The organism is Bacillus sp. FJAT-45066 (assembly GCF_002335755.1).
Classification (GTDB): Bacteria; Bacillota; Bacilli; order Bacillales; family Bacillaceae_I; genus Bacillus_CD; species Bacillus_CD alkalisoli.
Genome location: NZ_NISQ01000001.1, coordinates 3,780,283 through 3,798,838, shown reverse-complemented (window position 1 = coordinate 3,798,838; position 18,556 = coordinate 3,780,283). Strand labels below are relative to the sequence as shown.

Annotated in this window: 21 protein-coding genes and 2 riboswitches; of the genes, 3 read left to right on the top strand and 18 right to left on the bottom strand. The window is 36.7% G+C overall.

Annotated features, from left to right (window positions below; genetic code table 11):
• Positions 1-36 precede the first annotated feature (36 nt).
• The 16 genes from CDZ92_RS18970 to CDZ92_RS18895 form a co-directional block, all read right to left on the bottom strand.
• Positions 37-543 (bottom strand): hypothetical protein, encoded by a 507-nt coding sequence (locus CDZ92_RS18970; protein WP_096156760.1) that lies wholly within the window; start codon positions 541-543, stop codon positions 37-39.
• 132 nt (positions 544-675) lie between these two features.
• On the bottom strand, positions 676-1,497 hold the full coding sequence (locus CDZ92_RS18965; RefSeq protein ID WP_096156759.1) for a MetQ/NlpA family ABC transporter substrate-binding protein: 822 nt from the start codon (positions 1,495-1,497) through the stop codon (positions 676-678).
• 11 nt (positions 1,498-1,508) lie between these two features.
• A complete protein-coding gene (locus tag CDZ92_RS18960; RefSeq protein ID WP_096156758.1) occupies positions 1,509-2,165 on the bottom strand; it encodes a methionine ABC transporter permease in 657 nt (218 codons plus the stop codon).
• Entirely contained in the window at positions 2,158-3,183 is a 1,026-nt protein-coding gene (locus tag CDZ92_RS18955) for a methionine ABC transporter ATP-binding protein (RefSeq protein ID WP_096156757.1), read from the bottom strand. The genes CDZ92_RS18960 and CDZ92_RS18955 overlap by 8 nt, the downstream gene beginning before the upstream one ends.
• Before the next feature lie 130 nt (positions 3,184-3,313).
• Positions 3,314-3,421, bottom strand: a riboswitch (SAM riboswitch).
• 360 nt (positions 3,422-3,781) lie between these two features.
• Positions 3,782-3,887: riboswitch (SAM riboswitch) on the bottom strand.
• A 20-nt stretch (positions 3,888-3,907) separates the two neighbouring features.
• A complete protein-coding gene (locus CDZ92_RS18950) occupies positions 3,908-4,258 on the bottom strand; it encodes a hypothetical protein (RefSeq protein WP_096156756.1) in 351 nt (116 codons plus the stop codon).
• A 133-nt stretch (positions 4,259-4,391) separates the two neighbouring features.
• Positions 4,392-5,666, bottom strand: a complete 1,275-nt coding sequence (locus CDZ92_RS18945) for an MFS transporter (protein ID WP_096156755.1) — start codon at positions 5,664-5,666, stop codon at positions 4,392-4,394.
• A gap of 85 nt (positions 5,667-5,751) precedes the next feature.
• Positions 5,752-6,087, bottom strand: coding sequence for a thioredoxin family protein (locus CDZ92_RS18940; RefSeq protein ID WP_096156754.1), 336 nt, complete (start codon positions 6,085-6,087; stop codon positions 5,752-5,754).
• Positions 6,088-6,134: 47 nt separating this feature from the next.
• Positions 6,135-6,482, bottom strand: a complete 348-nt coding sequence (locus tag CDZ92_RS18935) for a toprim domain-containing protein (RefSeq protein ID WP_096156753.1) — start codon at positions 6,480-6,482, stop codon at positions 6,135-6,137.
• A gap of 202 nt (positions 6,483-6,684) precedes the next feature.
• Complete coding sequence (locus tag CDZ92_RS18930) at positions 6,685-6,930, bottom strand: YusG family protein (protein ID WP_096156752.1); 246 nt, start codon at positions 6,928-6,930, stop codon at positions 6,685-6,687.
• Positions 6,931-6,999: 69 nt separating this feature from the next.
• Positions 7,000-7,383: a glycine cleavage system protein GcvH gene (gene gcvH / locus CDZ92_RS18925; protein WP_096156751.1), complete on the bottom strand. Its 384-nt coding sequence runs from the start codon at positions 7,381-7,383 to the stop codon at positions 7,000-7,002.
• Between the two features lie 61 nt (positions 7,384-7,444).
• A complete protein-coding gene (locus tag CDZ92_RS18920) occupies positions 7,445-7,801 on the bottom strand; it encodes an arsenate reductase family protein (protein ID WP_096156750.1) in 357 nt (118 codons plus the stop codon).
• A 450-nt stretch (positions 7,802-8,251) separates the two neighbouring features.
• Positions 8,252-8,452, bottom strand: a complete 201-nt coding sequence (locus tag CDZ92_RS18915; protein WP_096156749.1) for a hypothetical protein — start codon at positions 8,450-8,452, stop codon at positions 8,252-8,254.
• On the bottom strand, positions 8,445-8,963 hold the full coding sequence (locus CDZ92_RS18910; protein WP_096156748.1) for a ubiquinol-cytochrome c reductase iron-sulfur subunit: 519 nt from the start codon (positions 8,961-8,963) through the stop codon (positions 8,445-8,447). The genes CDZ92_RS18915 and CDZ92_RS18910 overlap by 8 nt, the downstream gene beginning before the upstream one ends.
• 26 nt (positions 8,964-8,989) lie before the next feature.
• Positions 8,990-9,532: a 4Fe-4S dicluster domain-containing protein gene (locus tag CDZ92_RS18905; RefSeq protein WP_096156747.1), complete on the bottom strand. Its 543-nt coding sequence runs from the start codon at positions 9,530-9,532 to the stop codon at positions 8,990-8,992.
• Positions 9,533-9,550: 18 nt separating this feature from the next.
• Positions 9,551-11,674, bottom strand: a complete 2,124-nt coding sequence (gene fdhF, locus CDZ92_RS18900; RefSeq protein ID WP_096156746.1) for a formate dehydrogenase subunit alpha — start codon at positions 11,672-11,674, stop codon at positions 9,551-9,553.
• Positions 11,674-12,831, bottom strand: a complete 1,158-nt coding sequence (locus tag CDZ92_RS18895; protein WP_227521430.1) for an MFS transporter — start codon at positions 12,829-12,831, stop codon at positions 11,674-11,676. Before CDZ92_RS18895 ends, fdhF begins: the two co-directional genes overlap by 1 nt.
• 712 nt (positions 12,832-13,543) lie before the next feature.
• On the opposite strand from CDZ92_RS18895, the gene CDZ92_RS18890 reads away from it, so the two are divergent.
• Both CDZ92_RS18890 and CDZ92_RS18885 read left to right on the top strand, forming a co-directional pair.
• On the top strand, positions 13,544-14,284 hold the full coding sequence (locus tag CDZ92_RS18890; RefSeq protein ID WP_096156744.1) for an Mrp/NBP35 family ATP-binding protein: 741 nt from the start codon (positions 13,544-13,546) through the stop codon (positions 14,282-14,284).
• A gap of 5 nt (positions 14,285-14,289) precedes the next feature.
• Complete coding sequence (locus CDZ92_RS18885; protein ID WP_096156743.1) at positions 14,290-14,997, top strand: Crp/Fnr family transcriptional regulator; 708 nt, start codon at positions 14,290-14,292, stop codon at positions 14,995-14,997.
• Between the two features lie 736 nt (positions 14,998-15,733).
• On the opposite strand, the gene CDZ92_RS18880 is transcribed toward CDZ92_RS18885, so the two are convergent.
• Positions 15,734-16,855 (bottom strand): TIGR04053 family radical SAM/SPASM domain-containing protein, encoded by a 1,122-nt coding sequence (locus CDZ92_RS18880; RefSeq protein ID WP_096156742.1) that lies wholly within the window; start codon positions 16,853-16,855, stop codon positions 15,734-15,736.
• 85 nt (positions 16,856-16,940) lie between these two features.
• Entirely contained in the window at positions 16,941-17,531 is a 591-nt protein-coding gene (locus tag CDZ92_RS18875; RefSeq protein WP_157842672.1) for a molybdenum cofactor guanylyltransferase, read from the bottom strand.
• 138 nt (positions 17,532-17,669) lie between these two features.
• Here CDZ92_RS18875 and CDZ92_RS18870 point away from each other — a divergent pair, with 138 nt between their 5' ends.
• Positions 17,670-18,356, top strand: coding sequence for a Crp/Fnr family transcriptional regulator (locus tag CDZ92_RS18870; RefSeq protein WP_096157071.1), 687 nt, complete (start codon positions 17,670-17,672; stop codon positions 18,354-18,356).
• Positions 18,357-18,556: the final 200 nt, after the last annotated feature.

Below are 18,556 nucleotides of genomic sequence, written 5' to 3'. Positions count from 1 at the left end.
TAGTATGTATTAGAAAAAAATAATCTATTCACTTATTCAGTCATATAAAAGTGTATCTTGTTGTTGGCTACTATGTATTGGTTGTTTTTTCCTTATGAAGAATGCTTCGAGAAGTATTTGCATCGCGTATAAAATGAATCCTTCTATTGAAAATAATAAAAACAGCTGATATTTTTTCATCCTCACAAGTGACCAAAACCCAATACTTTTAAACCAATCCATTAATACATAAACAAAAAATAAATGTGCGCAAATATTTATTATGAAAAACCTTAATATATTTCCGTAGCCTAACCTTAGCATTAACAACGCTCCCATAATATATGGTCCTAAAATTAGTGGAGCTTCCCCCATAATTTTCCGATGAGGACGTTTATATACCCACCACCACATTCGATTATGGGCTAGTAAACTCTCCCCAATTAATATAAATCCCATTAATAGAGAAGCAGGTAAAAACCTTTTTACATGTTGTTTACCTAACATAGGAATTAATAGCCAAGGAATAATTGCGAGTCCAAATAAATATAATTTTGTTTTCATCACATAACCTCCTTGTTTATTAAAATTACCTAGTCTAGTGAAGTTATGCTAGGTCACATAAATATAGTGAATATATGACTTAAAATCATTTAGAAATAAAAGGTGCAGCCACATCGGCTACACCTTTTACGTTTACTGCTTTCCAGCTGGAATGACAGAACCTTGGTATTTTTCTAAAATAAAGTTTTGAACTGCTTCTGTTTGTAAAGCTTCTACTAATGCTTTAATTTGTGCATTGTTCTCATCTTCTTTACGAACAGCAATAACATTAACATATGGGTTATTTTCAGGAGACTCTAAAGCGATTGCTTCTTCAGCTGGGTCAATACCTGCACCAATTGCATAGTTACCGTTAATTAGGATTGCATCGCCTTCGCCATTTTTATATGCAGTTGGTAAGAAAGCCGCTTCGAAATTTGTGTTGAACTTTAAACCTTTTGGATTTTCTACAATATCCTCAATCGTTGCTTTTGTACGCTCTACGCCTTCTGTTAATGTGATTAAACCTTTTTCTTGTAACATCGATAAAACACGACCATGATCAGGTACCGCACTACTTACTAAAATTTCTGCACCTTCTGGTAAGTCCTCTAGTCTTGCGTGTTTTGTAGAATATACGCCAATTGGTTCAATGTGAATGCCTCCAACATTAACAAAATTATAATCATGGTCAGCATTTTGTGCTGTTAAATAAGGAATATGCTGAAAGTAGTTTGCATCAAGCTCTTTGTCACGTAACGTTTGGTTAGGTAAAACATAATCTTGAAACACTTTAATTTCTAATTCTATCCCTTGTTCTTTTAATACTGGCTTAATTTGTTCTAAAATTTCTGCGTGTGGCACGTTAGAAGCTCCAACAACTAACTTACCTTCTTGAATACCTTTAGACCCACCACATGCTGTTAAAACTACTGCTAATAATGTAACTAATGCAAAACCAATTAATTTTTTCATTCTCTTCTCCCCTATCTTTTGTCTAATTTTCTTGTTATTGTATCTCCAATAAATTGGATGATAAATACGATGATTAAAATGATGACTGTACAAACAACTGTTACCACTGTATTGAATTTTTGGAAGCCATCTAAGAACGCTAAGTTACCTAGACCACCTGCTCCAACAAATCCTGCCATTGCCGTATAGCCAACAATTGCGATTGCCGTTACGGTAATTCCTGAAACTAAGGCAGGCATTGATTCTGGTAAAAGAACTTTCCATATTATTGTCGATGTTTTAGCACCCATTGACCTTGCTGCCTCAATGACACCTTTATCAATTTCTCTTAATGCAATTTCAACCATTCGTGCGTAAAATGGAGCCGCTCCAATGATTAAGGCTGGTAGGGCCGCATTCGCACCGATAATCGTTCCAACTAAAACTTTTGTAAAAGGTATTAATAAGACAATTAAAATGATAAAAGGTATGGACCGAAAAATATTTACTACGGATGAAGTGATACCATTTATTAATTTGTTTTCTAGTAGGTTCCCTTTTGATGTTAAAAATAAGAGTAAACCTAGAAGTATACCAAGAATAAAAGTAATTACAACAGAGATTGATGTCATATAGACTGTTTCGATGGTAGCATCCCACATTCGATCCCAATTCACTTGATCAAACATTTTGGACCACCTCCAGTTCTACTTGCTCCTGCCTGATAAAATCTAACGCTTTTTCAATTTCTTGTTCGTCACCATCTAAGTGGATGATTAACGTTCCATAAGGTCCGTTTTGCGTATGCGATACTTTTCCTTGCAAGATGTTTATACTAATATCAAACTTTCGAATAATGTTCGTTATGATTGGCTGTTCTGCCGTTTCGCCTACAAAAGTCAGTTGAATAATTTTTCCTTCTTGGTACTGGGCAACTAAATGTTGAATTGTTTCTTCTGCTTCCTCTGGTTCTGACACTTGCTGAACAAATTTTTTCGTAATGTTTTGCTTTGGTTTACGGAAAACATCTAGTACATTCCCTTGCTCAACTACCGCTCCATTTTCCATTACCGCTACTCTATGGCATATTTTTTGAATAACATGCATTTCGTGTGTTATTAAGACAATTGTTAATCCTAATCGTTTGTTTATATCTACTAACAACTCTAAAATCGAATCCGTTGTTTGTGGGTCTAAAGCTGATGTTGCTTCATCACAAAGTAGCACTTTCGGATTATTTGCTAATGCTCTAGCAATACCTACCCTTTGCTTTTGACCACCACTTAGTTGGGATGGATAGGCATCTTCTCTACCTTCTAAACCAACTAGTTTAATTAATTCTTCTACTCTTTCTTGTCTCTCTTTTCTTGCAATTCCGGCAATCTCTAGAGGAAACGCGATGTTTTCTCGAACCGTTCTAGACCAAAGTAGGTTGAAATGTTGAAAGATCATACTTATTTCTTGTCTAGCTTCTCTTAGTTGCTTCCCTTTAATCTTCGAAATGTTTCTCCCTGCAACCACAACATCTCCACTTGATGGTACTTCCAATCCATTCAGCATTCGGATTAATGTACTTTTACCAGCGCCGCTGTAGCCAATAATGCCGAAGATTTCGCCCTTATCTATTTCAAGGTTGATATTATCAACCGCTGTTACGTTTCCACTTTTCGCTAAAAAAACTTTTTTAACATTTTGTAAGTTGATCATAGATGTCTCACCTTCTTCCTTACTTTTAAACTAGCAATACTTACCACTGTTGATTTCCCCTTTATATTAAACACTATAGAAAAACAAAATGCCTTTCTGCATGATGACAGAAAGGCATAATAAATCCTTTCTCTCATCTATACAAAGCTAATGCTTTGTGTGAATTGGCACCATTTCAACTTTCGTTGACGGTTGCCGGGTTTCATAGGGCACTTCCCTCCACCTCTCTTGATAAGAGCAAACAGGTATATTTAGTTTTCAAATTATTATCGTACTTTAATTCACTAAATCTCTAATACTTTTAAGTGTTATCGAATTCAACGATTGTAATCTTAACATGGCTATTTTTGAGTGTCAATAACTATTTTTAGAAATACTCTGTTAAAACCGCTGTTGATTTCCGCGCAAGTCTCCGCTTTCCGCGGGCGTGGCTGGAGCCTCCTCGGCTTCGCCTGTGGGGTCTCCAGTCCCCCGCTTATCCCGCAGGAGTCTACGACTTGCGCGGAAATCAACTGCTAGATAACTATCTAAAATCAACACTAACCTCTAACACTTTAGAAAAAAATAAAAACCCTTCTAGAAGAGGGTTTGCGTTCTCTTCTTATCTTTCAGACGTTTAAGTCTGCTGGAATTAGCACCGTGTTTGAAAAACAACCGGTTGCTGGGTATCGTCGGGCCAGTCCCTCTACCTCTCTTGATAAGCAATATTTAATTGTATTTTATATTACATCACTAAGTTTTCTTCTGTCAATGAATTTTCTCTATCTCTACATAAAGAAAAAATGGAATCTAGCAATAGCTGATGTCGGAAACTCCCAGCAAATACAATATCCGACTTACGAAGAGCAGTATGGCCGGAAATAATAGAACTAACGGTTTCTAATGAGCCCTCTATTTTCACATCCACTCTTTCCACATCCTCAATTATTGCCAAATTAACTTTCGATAAGGAAAAGTAAATTTTTTCTTTTCCAGTAACGATCACACATGTTAAATTGTAATCCGGTAAAAGTGGATTAATATGTCCTTTTGCTTTAATACTTATAAATAATTTTTCAACTAGAGGTGTTATCAATTTGTATTCTCCCTCCGGAAATATATTCCTTTATATAGAGAATACTCCTAATTTGTCAAAATACCTTTTAATAAAGTTAGACAAATAATAATAATTTTTGCAAACTCTACTATTTCCCGAGAAATATGTCTTTTTATGATATTTTAGATAACAAACTTCGTTGGCTATTTATCGACTTTTTTCTAGAAAAAATGAAATAGAAATACACAGCACTTGTTAAATATAAGACTGCTGTAATACTAAATACAATGGCATATCCCCAATATTGTCCAAAATAGAAGACGATAGACATAGAAACTGGCCCCATACTTGCCCAACCGAGGGAGAATACCATTTGATTGACTGAATTGGCAAGCCCTTTAAATTTATCTTCCACTCTTTCCATCATCATGGATGTAATGATTGGGTTTGCTGCATTCATTAATGCTTGTCTAAATAAGAATCCAAGTACTGCTAGCCAGAATACGTTCGTAAAAGCAGTAATAAGCATAAAAGGTAACGATAAAACTTGTAGCAAAACGACGGCTTTTATTTCCCCAATCCTTCTTACTAATGCTGGACCTATAATCATAGCTACTGCAGTTACTGCCTGCCCCATGGAAAGAACAAATCCAATGGTTGTATTTGTCGTATCGAATCGGTCTGCAAAATAAAGGTTCAAATATGGAATAACTAGGCCTGAGCCGAATCCGATTAATATGTTCGCTATTGTAAAACTAGCGATTAATTTTAGTTGTGTTTTATTAGTAGTTAAAAGATTTCTAATGGATATTCTATCTTTGAGTTTTGTCTCTCGCTTCTTTTCTACCATCTTCAAAATTGGTAAAATTCCACCTAAGTAAATGGCTACTCCAATAATTAATGTCCATCTAACACTACTTACTGACGTTAGTCCAAAAAACAGGAATATGTCTGTTAAAACACCGCCTAGTAAATTTCCGACAACATTAGCTATCATCATAACGGCAAAATGTCGACTAAACAATTTAACACGCTCGGAATTTGTTGAGTTTTCCGCTAGCCATGGAATAGCCGTTACTTGAAGAAACGCTAGTGTTAGACCAGATAAAAATGCACAAGTTAGTAATAATAGTTCTCCTTCAAATGTACTTCTAAAAAGTAAAAAGAAAGAGGAGAAAAACAAGCCAAATACCATCACTTTTTTACGACCAATTTTATCGCTTATGATACCAGCAGGAATTAAGATGATTGCAGAGGCTAAAGCAGTCATGGCAATCATGTTCCCATTTACTTGTTCGGAATATCCTAACTCTCTTATATAGAAGTTGTACATGATCATAAAAATACCGAGACCGATTTGAGTCAGGATATTCGTAATGAAAAAGAGACGAATGTTTCTATTATATAAATTAAAGTCACGTTTAAAATTTAGCCAAAGTGCTGTCATAAAATGTATCTTCGCTTCCTCTATTAATATTTCGCTTCCCTAAATAATCATATACTTTTTCTGAAAATTTGCAAGAAAAAAACACCTAAACTTTAGGTGTTTCTCCGTAAATATTTTGTAAATTTTGAAATAGCCGATACAAGTAATCGACAGAATGGAAAGCATATAGTTTTTCTAGCATTTTTCCTTTATGGAAAACAATTAGACAAGGTACACTTTCTATTTGCCAGTGTGAGGCTAAAGGTTGAATGTAATTCACATCACTTTTTCCGAAGTGTATCGTTGGAAAAAGTTCAACGATTACAGACATCATTTTACTCGCAACATTACATGTACCACACATAGGAGTGTAAAAATAAATAGCCGTTAGTTGAGATTTTTCTATCTCTTGCTCCAATTTCTCCTTCGTCCACTCGTTCATCTACTCATCCTTTTTTCAAACTTTTCACGATAATAATATCATAAATGCTATAAGAATTGTGCGTGTATATGAATGTTAGCACTTAATAAAACAGTTGCGATATGATGAGATGGTGCACAAGCTACCTCTTTATACGTTCGATCTATATAAATATGTTCTGCTTCTGGAAATTCCCTCTTAAATAATTTTCGTAGCTTTTCTCCAGCAGGGTCAGCATCGACTAAAACATACACTTCTTTATCAAAAAATTCTTCAATTAGTTCGTCTAGCTTTGCAATACTAATCGTTCCATTCGTACATAAAATGGTTACAGGTTCTTTAATAATTTGTTCGATCTTCTTTTTATCTGACTTTCCCTCTACAATGATGACCTTTTCTGTCTCAAACGTCCCCATCTCATCACCTGTTTTTTAGGATATAAAGCTAAATAGATTACTTACATTATTAATATTCTATTCATCCGTATTGTACCCTGTATTGTTATGAATTTTTCTAGAAAAATGAAAAATGGGTGAATTAATAAATGGAAGCATGGTACTGCCTATTCGGCATATCCAATGGCTACACAATTTACTAATTCACCCATAAATTAACTAGTTAACACCAACCGTTTTCGTAATCGCAATCTACGTACTTTTCATCAGGTTTGGAAGGTACTTGGACATGTTGATAAACCTTTGTACCTTCATATTCAAAACCTTCTTTTAAGTGAAAGTGATTGCCATCACCTGCGAATTCTACTTTTCCAATAGGTTCTTTTTCTAAAAAAAGTTCAAAGCCAGTTGGACATAGTTTTCCTTCTACACGATCTGTTATGTCTAAACGTTGGTTTTGTAATGTCATGTTAGTCCACCTACCTGTTTATAGTTATAAGAACCATACAAATAGGTTGTCCTTTATGACGTTTTGTTATTAGTCTTCTTTTGTCATTTCTTCGTATTGCTCAGCTGTCATTAGCTTTTCTAATTCGCTATTGTCAGAAGGCTCTACCACAATCATCCATGCTTTTTCATAAGGAGATTCGTTTACAAATTCAGGACTATCGCTTAAATCTTCGTTTACTTCTACAACTTTACCGCTAATAGGTGCGTAAAGCTCAGAAACAGTTTTAACAGATTCAACGCTTCCGAATGGCTCGTCAGCAGAGATTTCGTCTCCAACTTCTGGAAGCTCAACGAATACGATGTCACCTAATTCAGATTGTGCGAAGTCTGTAATACCAATGCGAACTGTGCCGCCTTCTTCTTTTACCCACTCATGTTCTTCTGAATAACGTAATTCTTTTGGTGTATTCATTTTTAAGTCCCTCCAAATATAATGGTGTTTTTATTAAAAGCACTTTTGCATCATGCTTTTTTTATTTCCAAGCTTGTTCGAATTCTGCGTCTTTAAAACCGACTGTCACTTTTGTACCGTCTGTTGTAATTGGGCGCTTAATTAACATGCCATCAGAAGCTAATAGTTCTAGCATTTCTTCTTCTGTAGCCGTTTTCAATTTGTCTTTCAATCCTAACTCACGATACTTCATGCCACTAGTGTTAAAAAACTTCTTTAATTCTAGGCCACTTTTTTCATGTAGTTGTGTCAGTTGCTCTTTGCTTGGTGGTTGATCAACAATATGTACTTCATTTACTTCGACATTATGTTCCTCTAGCCACTTTTTTGCTTTGCGACAAGTGCCACATTTAGGATACCAATAAAATGTTACCGACATTACCTTTTGCACCACCTTACAAACAAAAATTTACTCATATATTGTAACATAAAGGATTCGTTTGCTCCTAATTTTAACTTATAAATTTTTTACTATTTCGACTTATTTTTCATTACTTAACTTATATACTTTATTTTGTATTCTAACAGTTGATGTTCGTGACAGGCACTCGCTTTCCGCGGGTGGTAAAAAGGAAGGTTATTTTCACTGTCGTGAAAAAACCTACTCCTCGGCGCAAGCGCCTGCGGGGTCTTCCTTGACACACTTTTCCCGCAGGACAAGGAATGCTCCGGAGCTATGCATCACACGAAGAAGATGCGGCGGGATTTTCGAGGAGTCTCGTGCCTGTCACGAACATCAACTAACTATGTATTAGAACCTTTAAGCTATTTCTAAATAAATCAAAACGACCTTCACCAATACAAAGATGAAAGTCGTCGAATGTTACAATTATTTTTCTTGATTATACTCAAGGTTTTTCCACCGAATAGCTGCAAGGACTGCGCATAGGACGGATACGATGGCTATTCCGGTGAATAGGTAAACGTGATTATACTCTTTTCCGTAGTATGCTTCAATTGTGGAGTGGAGCATGACTACGTTGACTGCCATTGTGATGAAGATGATGGCCCAACAAGCTTTTTTACCCATGGCGAATCTTCCTTCCGATGGCGTAGACTGTTCCGTTCACCACTTCAAGTTCAATTAATGGCAATTCTCTTTGTGGAGGTCCAGCAACAGGATGACCATTGTCGACACTAAAGTAACCTTTATGACAAGGGCATAATAAAATATCTTCTTCTTTCTCATAAAAAACCGGGCATTGTAAATGGGTACATTTATTATTGTAAGCTTTTAGTTTGCCGTTTACGGTATGAACTAAAATAGCTGGTTCATGGTCTGATGGATAGTTAAAGTTTACTGATTGACCTTTTGGCAAGTCTTCTAGGTCAATGATTTCGACCTTATGAATTGTTTCCGTACCGTCATCCATCATTGCTTTTATTGAAAAAGGTATTGTCGCTAATCCTAATGTAACAGAAGCTCCTACCGCAGATTTCAAGAAGGATCTGCGGTTATATTTTAAGTCATCTTGACGATTTAAATTATCGACTAAGTTGATCATGTCATCTTTTTCATTGCTCGTATTTCTGTTTGGCATGTGAAACACTCCTTTCTTTAATCATATTAATCTGTATAAACACCAAAGAATTCAGGTACGTAATCCCATTTGTTTCCTTCTTTTGGTTTCTTACCTTCTACTAAATTCATTTGTGTACGTTTTCTTCGTAATGCTTGCATTTCGTCAAAATCAATGAAGCGAATTGCATCAGAAGGACAAACAGATGCACACATTGGTGCGATATCATATTTCGTTCTGTCGTAACACATATCACATTTGTACATTTTATTTTCTTCAAAATCGAACTTCGGAATCCCGAATGGACAGCCGAACGTACAGTTACGGCAACCGATACATTTTTCTTCCATGGCAGAAAGAACAACGCCTTCTTCTGTGATTTGAATCGCATTCGCTGGACAAACACGTGCACATGCTGGCTCTTTACATTGCATACAAAGCATCGGGTATGTTTGTCGGCTTTCCATAAAATCAACGTACTCTACATAGTTACGTTCTTTTCCACCGTGATCTCCACATTCGCGACATGCAGCTTGACACGCCCTACAACCGATACAGCGTTCAAACTCTAAATACATAATTTTATTCAAAACTGTTCGCCTCCTTTATTACAATTTTTCTATTTTAACGGAACACACTTTAAATTCTGGCATTCTAGACGTTGGATCTAGCGCTGGGTTTGTTAACTGATTAATAGATAACTCTTTACCCCAGTGATATGGTACAAATAACGTGTCTTTTCGAATCGCTTTTGTTAAACGGACATCCAATACCATTGTGGAACGTTTTGTTGTTAATCTAATTTTTTCACCGTTAGACATGTTGTATTGGCTTGCTAATTCTGGATGCATTTCTACGTAAGGCGTTGGACATTGTTCCATTAAGAAATCTACACGGCGAGTTTGGCTACCAGATAAATAATGGAATACAACACGACCAGTTGTTAAAATGAGTGGAAATTCTTTTGTTGGAGTTTCTGCTGGTTCTTGCCACTTCACTACAGCTAAGTTCGCTTTTCCATCTGGTGTACCGAACTTCTCTTTAAACATCGTTGGAGTACCTGGATGGTCTTCGGAAGGACATGGCCAAAATACACCATCCTCTTTATCAATACGCTCCCAAGTAATTCCGTAATAATCTGCTTTTCCGCCTTTTGTCGCTACTCGGAACTCTTCAAAGATTTCACGAGGGTTGTTGTAAGGGAATAGGTGACCTTTATCCATACGTTCTGCAATCATTTTTAAAATTTCCCAGTCAGGCTTCGACTCGCCGATTGGATCCACCACTTTACGAATGCGAATAACACGGCCTTCTAAGTTCGTTGTCGTTCCTTCATCTTCCGCCCATGAAGTAGCTGGTAACACAACATCAGCAAATTCAGCTGTTTCAGATAAGAAGAAATCACTAACAACCATAAAATCTAACTTTTTGAAAGCATCCCAAACGTACTCGTTTTTTGGTGCAGACACTGCAGGGTTACTGCAAATAACATGCATAGAGCGGATTTTTCCACTATGAATTTCGTCAAACATTTCAAAAGCAGAAACACCTGCTTTTGGCATTTCTTCTGGTTTGATTCCCCAGACACTTGAGATATATTTTACTGCTTCAGGATCGGCAATCTTTCTGTATCCTGGCAGAGCATCTGCTTTTTGTCCATGTTCACGGCCACCTTGACCGTTTCCTTGACCAGTAAAAGTTGCCACTCCAGAAGCGAACTTACCAATCTGCCCACGTAATAAAGCCATAGAACTATATAGTGATACGTTATCAACACCTTTTGTTTGTTGCTCTACACCACGTGCAAACATAACAACTGACCTTGGTGATTGACCGTAAATGTGTGCAGCCTTGATGATTTTTTCTTCGTCTACTCCAGTAATTTCGGATGTGTATTTAGGTGTGTATTTTCTAACTGATTCTTTTAATTCTTCATAGTTATTGCAACGCTCCGCAACATATTTCTCATCCACATAACCGTGTTCGATTAATAGATGCATCATTCCATTTGCTAAAGCTGAATCTGTGCCTGGCTTTAGGTCTAAATGAACGTCAGCTACACGAGCGGTTGGTACTTCACGAGGATCGACAACAATTAGTTTTGCACCTTTGTCTTTTGCTTTCCATAACCATTGAATGCTCGTTGGATGACATTCTGCCGTATTTGTACCAGCCATAAAGAAGCAATCGGAATGTTCTAATTCAGGCCATGGTAATGTTGATCCTCGGTCGATACCGAATGTTTTCATAAACCCACCAGCAGCAGAGCTCATACAGAAACGTCCGTTATAATCAATGTAGCGTGTTCCAAGTACTGCTCTTGCATACTTACCAACTAAGTAACATTTCTCATTTGTCATCGAAACGCCACCGAACACAGAAAGTGAATCTTTTCCATATTCTCTTTGTAGTTTTTTATAGTTTGTTTCTATTAAATCTAACGCTTCTTTCCACGTTGCTTTTACAAATTGGCCATTTTTCTTAATTAATGGTGTTGTAATTCGCTCTTCATGATCAATCGTTTGATAAGCCGTTACACCTTTTGGACACATTTTCCCCAACGTTACAGGCCAGTCATAACGTGGTTCTACTCCAACTACTTTTCCAGATTTCTCGTTTACACGTATATGCATTCCACATTGCATTCCACAATAACAGCAATGGGTTGTAATTAATTTCTCCCCTGGTTTGATTAAGTTTTTGACGCCTTCTTTTACTAAAAACTCACTCATTATAAGCTCCTCCCATCATTCTTCTCATCGTTTTTCGGTAAGTTATAAAAATCTTCGGAACGTTTTTTTCCAAAGCCTGATAAATGAATTCCATTGTTTGTTTGAACTGGGCTATACGGATCACCATTCGGTGCATCCATATTTAATTGCTTCATTACTCTTATGCGACGGCGACATGCCGGACAATAATCTGCTAAATATGTTCCATCTGCTAGTTTCAAATCAAAGTCTTGAGCACCTAGTATTTCTTTTACGTCAGAAATTTGATCGTCACTACTATACGTTGTTCCACATCTCGCACATGCTCTCGTGTCAACTTGAACTTCCTCTTGATAGTTCAGCGGTACTGCTGTTGCAAGCGGGCGGATTGGGAAGTGGAACAGTTTTCCGAATGGGAAGTAAACGAGCAATAAAACAACTGTTACTTGGTGTATTAACGTTAGGTAGTGGTGTAAAAACCCACCCATAAATTTATAAGATAAAGTTAAGACTAATCCGCTCACTGTTACAGCTAGTAAAAGGTATAACGGAAATAAGTCGAATTCGACACGTTGTGTTACTTTTACATCTTGTTCTTTAATGCGGCGGTAAAGCGCCATGGACACACCAGCTAGTACCATAAGTGCTGTAATGTTTAATCCGTTGTAGATTAATTCTGCAATAACACCACTTGCAGCCATTTTCATTGTCGGGATGTTGAACATGATTACTTGATAGGTTGTTGGGTCTACTAAATCGAATCGCAGCCAACCGAATGTTAGTCCAAATGTTATGGCAAAAGAACCAATACATCCCCATGCGATTAAAAAATGTTGAACCCCTCTCCATATGCCTCGTTTGAAAATAAATTTTTGAAGAATGATGTTATCAAATGCTGTTTTTAAAATAGATCGTATATTTCTTTGCTTTCTTTCTCTTGTTTTTAAGTTTTTGAAACTTCTCTTAATCACTTGATGTGTTGCTGGACGAATGAGCCATGAGCACATTCTTACGGTTATTCCAATGGCAAATATAATAGATGATAGAAAATAACCTAATAGAACAACATCGAAGTGAAGGAAACTATCTGTACTAAACCATGTCGTAAATAATAGAAACAATGATACGAAGAATGCATACATGCTTGTTTTTGAATAAAAGGATCTTTGGAACTCCACTTTTTTCACTCCCTTAAACTGAAGGCCACTACCTCCGCTTTATGTAACTTCATTCTAGCCTTATGAAAATATCCTGACTGTGATATAGGTCACAACTAAATATGACAGTTTTATGTCGTTGCTTATTAGCCCTCTAGGTTTCTAAGTTGTTGATGTTCACTACATGCACTCGCTTTCCGCGGGCGGTCTCGTGAGCCTCCTCATCGCTCCGCTCTTGCGGGGTCTCACTTAACACGCTTTTCCCGCAGGAGTCTCGTACCTGTAGTGAACATCAACAATATACTCTTAAAATCAAATTGTTATTTTTCAAAAAAATAAAGACATCCCAAATTAAATAAACAAAATTTTCAAAGATAATTAACTTAATTATTTTTATTTAAAACATAGAGAAGATTGGAGCTGAAGGCACTTGACTCCTGCGGGACATAGAGGGAAGTGCGAGACCCCACAGGCGAAGTCGAGGAGTAGGTTTTTTCACGATAGTGAAAATAACCTTCCTTTTTCCCTCCCCCGGAGAGTCTTGTGCCTGCAGCGGAAATCAGCGGACAATTTAGTAAAGAAAAACAAGTACCCATAAATCCTTTAGAATTGACAACTTCGTGACGAGGTTAACTTTGTTTTTGATTTTGTGAGGAATGTCACATAAACGAACCCATGTAATCTTCTACAATTTACGTATAAGGAACAGCTTTATAAAAGAGAGGAAGATTAGATGAATACAAAACATGTCATTGCTATCGCTAGTGGAAAAGGAGGAGTAGGAAAATCAACTGTTTCTGCAAACCTAGCTGTCAGCTTAGCTCGCTTAGGAAAGAATGTTGCTTTAGTAGATTTAGATATATACGGATTCAGCATTCCAAAAATGTTCTCGATTACAGCTAAACCAAAAACGTTTAATGGAAAGATCATTCCAGTAGAAGCAGAAGGCGTAAAAATTATGTCGATGGGCTTTTTAATTAAAGGAAATGAGCCAGTCGTTTGGCGCGGGCCAATGCTTGGAAAAATGATTGAACATTTTACGAGAGATGTTATTTGGGGAGAGCTTGACTACATGATCCTTGACTTACCTCCCGGAACAGGTGATATCGCATTAGATATGCATCACTATATTCCACAGAGTAAAGAAATTATTGTTACCACTCCGCATCCAACAGCAACTCATGTGGCAGAACGAGCAGGTGTAATGGCCCAAAAAGCAAACCACGATATTTTAGGAGTTATTGAAAATATGAGCTATTTTACCCCACCTGGAAGTGAAGAAAAGTATGCTCTTTTCGGTAAAGGTGGCGGTGAGAAGCTTGCTGAAATATTAAGCACAGATGTTATTGCACAATTACCGATTGAGGCACTAAGTGATGATGCCGAAGTGACTGCCATTTATAAAGAAGATTCTATCTTGTATATGCAATACAAACAGTTAGCGGAAAAGATTGACCAACTTTTAATGGGGTGATAAAAATGGTAAGGCCAAACAAGGTTAGCTTGTCACAGCCTTTCGATTCATTACACGAATTAATTCAACTTGTGCATCATACGGTGAAAGTGAAAAAAGGTAGCTTTCTTTTCCAAGAAGGCATGTCAGCTAGCGAAATTTATGTTATTAAAAACGGCAAAATACAAGTGAGTAAAGGGGCTGCTGATGGAAAAGAGTTAACATTACGAATATGTAGCAAAAATGAAATCGTCGGCGAACTTACTCTTTTCACCGAAGATCCAAAGTATTTGTTAAACGCAAAAGCAATGGAAGATTGTGAAGTAATGGTCGTGAAAAAAGATGTTCTAGAAGAAGAGTTCCTCCATAACAATCAACTAGCCTTTGAATTTATGAAATGGATGAGCGATCACTTTAGAAGAACACAAACAAAATTTAGAGATTTAATTATGCTAGGCAAAAAAGGCGCGTTATACAGCACACTTATTCGAATGACCAATAGTTACGGTGTCATGACTGCTAATGGCATTGTGATTGATATGCATTTAACCAATCAAGTGTTAGCAAACTTTTGCGGAACGACTAGAGAAAGTGTCAATCGAATGTTGTCTGAGTTGAAAAAAGATAAAATAGTTTCAATTCATCGGGGTAAAATTACAATTCTTGATATTGATTTCTTAAAGAAGGAAGTTAATTGTGAGAGTTGTCCGATAAAATACTGTACGATTGAATGAAGGCCAGCTGAGAAGCTGGTTTTTTTAGTGTTGCTAAAAATAGAGAATGGGAGATAACTATAGGCTTGCCTTTAACGTTCATTTTCATCATAGAAAAATTCAAAAAATGAACATGAAGCGGTCTCTCACGTTCATTTTCACTAAAGAAAAACTCTAAAATGATCATGAAGAGGTCTCTCACGTTCATTTTCACTAAATAAAAACTCTAAAATGAACATGAAGCGGTCTTTCACGTTCATTTTCACTAAATAAAAACTCTAAAATGATCATGAAGAAGTCTTTCACATTCATTTTCAAAAAAGAAAAATTCTAAAATGAACATGAAGAGGTCTTTCACATTCATTTTCAAAAAAGAAAAATTCTAAAATGAACATGAAGAGGTCTTTCACATTCATTTTCAAAAAAGAAAAATTCTAAAATGAACATGAAGAGGTCTCTCACATTCATTTTCACTAAATAAAAACTCTAAAATGAACATGAAGCGGTCTTTCACGTTCATTTTCAAAAAAAGAAAAATTCTAAAATGAACATCAAGAGGTCTCTCAAGCTTATGTAACACAAAGAAAAGTAAAAATGAACTTTACATAAAAGAGGAATTAGAAGTATGTGAGAAAGTTTTTGTGATGAGAAAAAAATATAATCTGAAAGTAAAGTACCGATTGAACGATCGCTTCCCCTGCGGAAAGCGGTCATTCAATCGGCACGGTTTATATACCAAAACAAATGTACACCATTGCTATTTTGCTACTTTTTCCCCACGCATTGCCTCTGGAATGTATACACAATACGGTTCGCTTTCTAAATAGTCACCTGTTAATGCGTATGCTCGAGATCTTGATCCGCCACATACAAATCGGAATTCACATACGCCGCATTTTCCTTTATAAAGGTCAGGATTACGCAACTCTTTAAACAACGGTGACTCCCGATAAATTTCTGCTAACGGTTGCTCTCTAATGTTTCCTGCTTTTATCGGTAACAAGCCGCTTGGATATACATCTCCAATATGAGAAATAAATAGAAAGCCGTTTCCATCGTTTACTCCTTTAGGAGCTCTTCCTAATCCATCAATAGAACCTGTTAGTCCTTTAGTTAAAGCATGCTTATATTGAATGAGCTTTTCCGCATTCTGCGTTTCTTTTTTCTTTTGTTGAATAACAACACGACGATAATGTTGAGCCGCTGTTGTTTTTATATCAAACGGAACTCGCTTACTTGCTTCATATAACCAACGAAACACTTTTTCATGTTCAGCAGGAGAAATCATATCGGACTCTTTACCACGACCAGTTGGTACGAGGAAAAATACACTCCATAACACACATCCTAGTTTCTCCACGAGTTCAAGCATATCATCTAGAACATGTAAGTTATAATTAGAAATTACTGTATTGATTTGAATGGGAATCTCTAGTTCATGCAAATACGAAATAGCGTCCATCGTTAATTGAAATGACCCGCTCGTTCCGCGGAAGTGATCATGTATTTCAGCAGTTGGCCCATCTAAACTAAATGCCCAGCGTGATAACCCTACTTCTTTCGCTTTTTGTATCGCTTCTTTTGTTACATTCGGTGTTGCACTAGGTGTCATGGATACGCGAACACCTTTATCAATGGCATATTTGGCGATATCATATACGTCTGGCCTCATTAAAGGATCTCCGCCAGTAAACACAAGTAATGGATTTTTCATATCATATATTTGATCAATTAACTTTTTTCCTTCTTCAAACGTTATTTCTCTCGGGTCGCGCATGTATTGGGCTTCAGCTCGACAATGTAAACACTTTAGTTCACATGCCCTTGTTAATTCCCAAATGACAATAAACGGATCTTCGTTAAAATCTCTGTCCCACATAGCGTTTCCTCCCTCACTTTTATACTTTTATTGTAAAAGAACGAGGAAGGATAGTATGTGAGATGCATCACAATTTCTTCATGAGTCACAAACCTTTCATATTTATAAGATCCGTCTCCCGGTTAACATTTTGAAAGATATCATCCTGTATGTGTAATTGGTTTTCATTTAAATAAGTGACGTTTAAATCTTGTATGAATTCCATCATTTTTAGTTTGTCTTCTCTTAACTTCTTTTCTAAAATGGCCATAACGCTTGAGTAGTAAATCCCAACTAATGGCTGCACACGTCCGAAAGCATCTGGGAGGATAGCATCAACGTCTTTCGTTCGTTTATCAAGCATAATGTTCATCATCTTTTTAGAAAGTAGAGGCATATCACAAGGCAGAACAACATACCATTGTGAAGGAGCTCTTTTCATGCAGCTGTATATCCCAGCAAGTGGCCCTTTGCCGAGAAAAGGCGCTACATCTTCCACGATGTTTTTAAACCCTTTTGCTTGAAAAGTTGGAGTTAATATTGGAGAGCTACTTATAACCACTTCATTTGTCATTTCTTCCAGAATGTCTAAAGAGTACTCGTACATCTCCTTTTCGTTAAACTTGGCAAATGCTTTCGGACTGCCAAATCTACTAGACTTACCTCCAGACAACAAAATCCCTGTAACCTCGTTCACATGATCACTCCTTATATGTAAGTCGATTGTTTTAAAACAAATATTTTCGATATAGCTTTTTAGCAATAATAACGTTACAATAGGGTAAATAAACTTATGGTCGTTAAACTAATACAATTTTTAGAAAGTGGTGATCCAATGCCAGATAAAATATCTAAAGACTTAAAAGACTTTTTGCTCACTTTTGAAAAAACGCAAGAAATAAAAAAAGGTACTTACTTATTTCAAGAAGGTGTAGAAGCAAAAGAAATTTATGTCATTTTAGATGGCAAAATACAAATGAGTAAAATCACCCCAGACGGACAAGAATTAACAATGAGATTGTGCAGTAAGGACGATATTGTTGGGGAACTGACCCTATTTTGTTCTGGAGCTGTTTACATGCTTACTGCAAAAGTAATCGAATCAGGAAAAGTTGTCGTTGTACCAAAAGAAGCGCTAGAACAAAAACTTTCCGAAAGCAGCCACCTTGCTTTAGAATATATGAAATGGATGAGCAACCATTTTAGAAAAACACAAACGAAATTTCGCGACTTAGTATTGAACGGAAAAAAAGGCGCCCTATACTCCACGTTGATACGCATGACAAACAGTTTCGGCATATTGAAAGAGAACGGCATACTAATAAATACTCCATTAACAAACCAAGAGCTCGCTAACTATTGTGGCACCTCTCGTGAAGTTGTAAACAGAATGCTAAGCGATTTAAAGAAAAACAATATTTTATCTATCGATAAAGGTAAAATTACCATCCATGATTTAGACTTTTTAAAACTAGAAATCAACTGCGAAGGTTGCCCTGTGGAACTTTGTAGTATTGACTAAGAGCAGAAAGGAAATAATTCTGCTCTTTTTATTTTTGCTATGTAACACCGCTGTTGATTTCCGTGCAAGCCTTAGCTTTCCGCGGGGTGGATGGAGCCTCCTCGGCTTCGCCTGTGGGGTCTCCCGGCCCCCGCTACTCCCGCAGGAGTCTCCGACTTGCACGGAAATCAACTGCTAGATAGGTATCTAGAATCATCTCA